The sequence below is a fragment of the Streptomyces sp. FH025 genome (assembly GCF_017427025.1).
Lineage (GTDB): Bacteria > Actinomycetota > Actinomycetes > Streptomycetales > Streptomycetaceae > Kitasatospora.
Map to the genome: position 1 here is coordinate 1 of NZ_JAFLNG010000606.1, position 4766 is coordinate 4766.

The following is a 4766-nucleotide window of genomic DNA, read 5'->3' on the forward strand; positions in this document are numbered from 1 at the left end:
GCCCAGGAGCCTCCACCCCTCCTTCCGGTAGAAGCCGGGGGCCTGGAAGCTGATCGTGTACAGCACCGCCGTACGGCACCCGCGGGCGCGGGCCTCGCTCTCGGCCCGCCGGAGGATCGCCCTGCCCAGCCCGCCGCCGCGCAGCTCGGGCGGCAGGAAGAAGAGGTCGACGAAGAACAGCCCGAGCGAGGTGCGCCCGGTCAGTCCGCCGACCGTCCGGTGCGTCCCGGGATCGCGGACCAGGACGGCGAGCGGCCGGCGGTCGTCGACTCCGATCCGCTCGACGTTGAAGCGGTCCAGCGCGTCGGAGATCGTGCTGAGATCCGTGGGTGCGGGGGCGTCGGTGACGACGAGGTCGGCCTGGGCGCGGGGCATTTCGGGTGCGGGCATGGTTCCTCCGGGGTGTGGGAGCGTCGGCCCGGTGAGGCTACGGCGCGGACGCTTCGACGGGCGTCGAAGGAACGCCGACGCACACTCGAGGGGTGGACACTCGAAGCGCGGACACCCGAAGCGCGGACACCCGACGTGCGGACACCCGACGTGCGGACCAGGACGTGGGCGTGGACCTGGCCGCCGTGGCCAGACTGCTGGCCGACGGGACCAGGGCCGCCTGCTGCCTGGCGCTGCTCGACGGCCGGGCCTGGACGGCGACCGAACTCGCACGTCACGCCGGGGTCGCCCCCTCGACCGCGACCTCGCACCTGAACCTGCTCGTCGCCGGAGGCCTCCTCGCCGAGGAGCGGCACGGACGCCACCGCTACCTCCGGCTGGCCGACCGCAGGGTGGTGGAGCTGATCGAGAGCCTCGCGGCGCTGGCCCCGCGGCGAACCCCACGGCCGCGCACGCTGGCCGCCTCCGGCCGGCAGCGGGCGCTCGCCCGCGCGCGGCTGTGCTACGACCACCTGGCCGGCTCCGTCGCGCTGGCGGTCACCGACGCCATGGTCGAGCGCGGCCTGCTGGCCTGGGGAGCGGAGCCGGCACTGACCGGTGACGGCACGGCCTGGCTCGCCGGACTCGGCATCGCGCTGCCGAGCGGATCACGCCGCCCGCCCGTGCGCGCGTGCCTCGACTGGACCGAGCGCCGCCCCCACCTGGCCGGTGCCGCCGGTGCCGCCCTGTGCACCCACGCCCTCACCGCCGGATGGCTCACCCGGGTCGGCACCACCCGAGCCCTCACCGTGACCGCCACGGGCCGCCGGGCGCTGCGCGACCACCTCGGCCTGGTCCTTCCCGAGGCCGTCCCGGAGGCCTGATCGGTCGGAGCCCGCTCCGGCGGGCCGGGGCCGCGCCTCAGTCCTGCCAGGCGCGGCGGGCGAAGGCCGGGTCCACCGGGGTGTGGAAGAGGTGGTTGGTGTAGTTGCTGATGGTCTTCGCCGACACGGCGAGCAGGATGTGCAGGATGTCGGTCTCGGTGAAGCCGGCCCGCAGGAAGTCGTCCGTCTGGGCGGCGGTGGGCAGGCCGCGGGTTTCGACGAAGGCCTCGGTGAAGGCGGAGAGCGCGGCCAGGCGGGCGTCGGGGATCGGCCGGCCGTCGCGGATGGCGTCGGTGATCTCGGTGGGCACGTCGTTCCGGTCGGCGAGCGTGCTGTGCGCGGCGACGCAGTAGGTGCAGCCGTTGGCGCGGCTGATGGTCAGCAGGACGGTCTCCTGCTCGGCGGGGGTGAAGCCGGAACCGGAGCGGAAGGCTTCGATCCCGCCCAGGTAGGCCTGGAGCAGGCCGGGCGCGTTGGCCATCCGGGCGTACATGTTGGGGACCGCGCCCGTCTTGGCCTGGACGCCGGTGAGCACGGCGGCGATCGCGGGGTCCGGGTCGTCGACGGTGCGGGCGGGCAGGGACAGCGGGCGCTCGGCCTCGGCCATGTGGGCTTCTCCTTCGTGGACTTCACGGACGCCAGTTCGTAGTGGGTAGCGTAGATGGGGCGCGCGAGAGTGGGTATCGCTACAACATCACCAGTTCTGACGAATGTTGATGACGAATCAGTTTGGCCTTCTCTGCTCTGATCATGATGCCGATCGGCATCCGTTCGCAGAGAAGGTGGTTCCGAATGACCAGTGGCCCGACTCCGTCGGTCACCGAAGCGACGCTCACCGACATCGCCACCAATGGCATCTGGGGCCCAGGCCACAGCGTCAGTCAGGCCGTCGTCGACGTGTCCCAGGCGCTGCTCGCCGCCGTCCAGGGCGAGGAGGGCGTCGAACTTCCGCCGGAGCTCTCGCAGCTCGTGGCCGAGGTGCGGCGGATCGCCAGGATCGAATCCCCCCGCATCACCGCGGCCGACGGCATCCAGCTATCGGCGTTCACGATCAAGCTGAAGGACGACACCCCGCACCCGGTGGTGATCGTGCCCGCCGGCTGGAACCCGTTCGGCTGGCTGCCCTTCCTCTACGCGTACTTCAAGCTGGCGCAGCGCGGCTACCACGTGCTCGCCTACTCCCCGCGCGGCATGGGCATCGACGGCTGGCTGTCCACGTCCGAGGGCTTCATCGACGTGGCCGGGCCCAACGACTGGTCCGACGGCTCGATGGTGATCGACTACGCGCAGGAGTACTTCACCCCCAGCCGGATCGGCTTCCTCGGCGAGTCCTACGGCTCCGGGATCAGCCAGCTGGTCGCCGCGCACGACCCGGCCGGTCGCGTCGACACCGTGGTCGCGCTGAGCACCTGGGGGAACCTCGCCACCAGCCTGTACAACAACGGCACCCGGCACCTGGAGACGGTGCAGGCGCTGATCGACTTCACCGGCGGCCCGCTGGAGGAGAAGTTCGACGAGGGGACGCAGCAGCTCCTCAAGGACTTCCTGAGCGACCGGAACCTCGACGAGGTGGTCGCCTTCCTCACCAAGCGCTCCCCGGCGGCGTACGTCGACCAGACGAACGCGCGGGGCATCCCGACGTTCATCTCGAACACCTGGCACGAGACGCTGTTCCCGGTCAACCCGGTCGTCGACCTCTTCGAGCGGCTCACCGTGCCGAAGCGGCTGAACCTGTGGATCGGCGACCACGGCGCCCCCGAGGGCCCCGGCCTGGCCGGGCTGGTGCCCGGCCTGCCGTTCCCCGGGCTGGCGGTGCCGACGCGGGAGGCCTACGAGTGGCTGGACCACCACCTGCTCGGTGTGGACAACGACGTGCCGAACTGGCCGGCGGTGAACAGCCAGAGCATGTTCACCTACCAGACGGTCACCATCCCGGGCGGCACCAAGCTGATCACCGTCCCGGCGCGCCGGGAGACGTACGCGTCCTGGCGCGAGGTCACCACCGGCAGCGAGGCCTGGCACCTCACCGGTACCGGCGACACCGGTGACGGCTCGCTGACCGACAAGCCGACCGTCGGGTGGTCGCGGGACTTCGCCGCCGGTGCCCTGACCTCCTCCGTCGCGGGCGAGCTGCTCAAGACCGGGCAGCAGGAGTGGTTCGGCAACCCCAAGCCCTACGAGCTGGCGAAGTTCGAGCGCGATCAGCTGCTGGTCTGGTCGACCGACCCGCTGACCGGCTCCGGCGAGGTGGCCCGCCGCATCCGGGGCACCGCCAACGTGCAGCTCACCGTGCGCAGCAGCACCGACGCCGCCACGGTGATCGCCTACCTCTACGACGTCGCCCCGGACGGCACCGCCCGGATCATCACCCATGAGCCGTACACGGCCACCGACCTGACCCCGAAGGTCAACAGCACCATCAGCTGGGACCTCCAGGCCGCGGCCTACGACCTGCCGGTCGGGCACCGCCTCGCCCTGGTGGTCAACAGTCGTGACCCGCTGTACTCCTACTCGGGCTCGGACCTCCCCGCTCTGACCACCACCACCGTCAGCTCGGTGAGCGGGAGCGAGGCCCGCCTGGAACTGCCGCTCGGCTGACAGCTCCTGGGGCCCATCGCCCGTGCAGCAGCCCGCCGCCGATCGGTGTACAGCGGGCTGCTGCACGGGTGTCGCCGGGGCCGGGCCGGGCGGGGACTGCTACCACCGTGGCATGTCCCACCACCTCAGCGGACCCAACCTCCGCTCCCCGCACGACGATGCCCGCCTCGACATGACCGACCTCTTCGCCTTCCCGGCGGCCGACGCGCCGGGCCGCACGGTGCTGATCCTGAACGTGAACCCGTACGCGCCCACCCGGGCCGCCGAGTTCCACCCGGACGCGGTCTACCGGATCAACATCGACAACGACGGCGACCACCGGGCCGACGTCGCCTACTCCTTCACCTTCTCCCCAGCCGCCGAGGGCGCGCAGACCGTCACCGTCCACCGCTCCACCGGCACCGCCGCCCGGAACCACGAACCGGCCGGCGACGTGCTGTTCTCCTCCGTCGCCGTGACCTTCGGCGCCGCCCCGGACGTCGCCGAGGCGAACGGCTACAAGCTGTTCGCCGGCCTGCGCAGCGACCCCTTCTTCGCCGACCTCGAAGGGATCGTCAACGACTTCACCTGGACGGGCAAGGACGCGATGGCGAACGCCAACGTCTTCGGCATCGCCCTCGAAGTCCCGGACGCCGAACTCGGACCGGACCCGACCATCGGCCTCTGGGGCCGGGTGAGCCTGCGGCAGGACGGCCAACTCCTCTCCGTCGACCGGGGCGCCCACCCCTCCCTCACCGCGTACTTCAACGCCGAGGAGGCCAAGGACGCCTACAACGCGGGCGAACCGGCCGACGACTGGGACACCTACCGGGAGCCCTGGACGGCCGTCCTCCAGCACACCGGCGACTACACCACCGCGGCCGCCACCGAGACGCTGAAACTCGTCCTGCCGGACATCCTCCACTACGACCGCTC

Annotated in this window: 5 protein-coding genes; 3 read left to right on the top strand and 2 right to left on the bottom strand. The window is 71.7% G+C overall.

Annotated elements, in window-relative coordinates:
* A partial coding sequence (locus tag J0670_RS30380; protein WP_207814946.1) for a GNAT family N-acetyltransferase occupies positions 1-390 on the bottom strand: 390 nt, incomplete at its 3' end.
* A gap of 170 nt (positions 391-560) precedes the next feature.
* Between J0670_RS30380 and J0670_RS30385 the strand changes: the two genes are divergently transcribed.
* A complete protein-coding gene (locus J0670_RS30385) occupies positions 561-1253 on the top strand; it encodes a helix-turn-helix transcriptional regulator (RefSeq protein WP_207814950.1) in 693 nt (230 codons plus the stop codon).
* A gap of 37 nt (positions 1254-1290) precedes the next feature.
* Here J0670_RS30385 and J0670_RS30390 read toward each other — a convergent pair whose 3' ends face one another.
* Positions 1291-1860: a carboxymuconolactone decarboxylase family protein gene (locus J0670_RS30390; protein WP_207814947.1), complete on the bottom strand. Its 570-nt coding sequence runs from the start codon at positions 1858-1860 to the stop codon at positions 1291-1293.
* 185 nt (positions 1861-2045) lie between these two features.
* On the opposite strand from J0670_RS30390, the gene J0670_RS30395 reads away from it, so the two are divergent.
* Positions 2046-3851, top strand: a complete 1806-nt coding sequence (locus J0670_RS30395; protein WP_207814948.1) for a CocE/NonD family hydrolase C-terminal non-catalytic domain-containing protein — start codon at positions 2046-2048, stop codon at positions 3849-3851.
* A 112-nt stretch (positions 3852-3963) separates the two neighbouring features.
* Positions 3964-4766, top strand: an 803-nt coding sequence (locus tag J0670_RS30400; RefSeq protein ID WP_207814949.1) for a DUF4331 family protein, incomplete at its 3' end; no start/stop codon positions are given.

Excerpts from the sequence above, each read along its gene's own strand:
- J0670_RS30395 (WP_207814948.1), top strand. The coding sequence starts at position 2,046 with ATGACCAGTGGCCCGACTCCGTCGGTCACCGAAGCGACGCTCACCGAC.
- J0670_RS30390 (WP_207814947.1), bottom strand. The coding sequence starts at position 1,860 with ATGGCCGAGGCCGAGCGCCCGCTGTCCCTGCCCGCCCGCACCGTCGAC.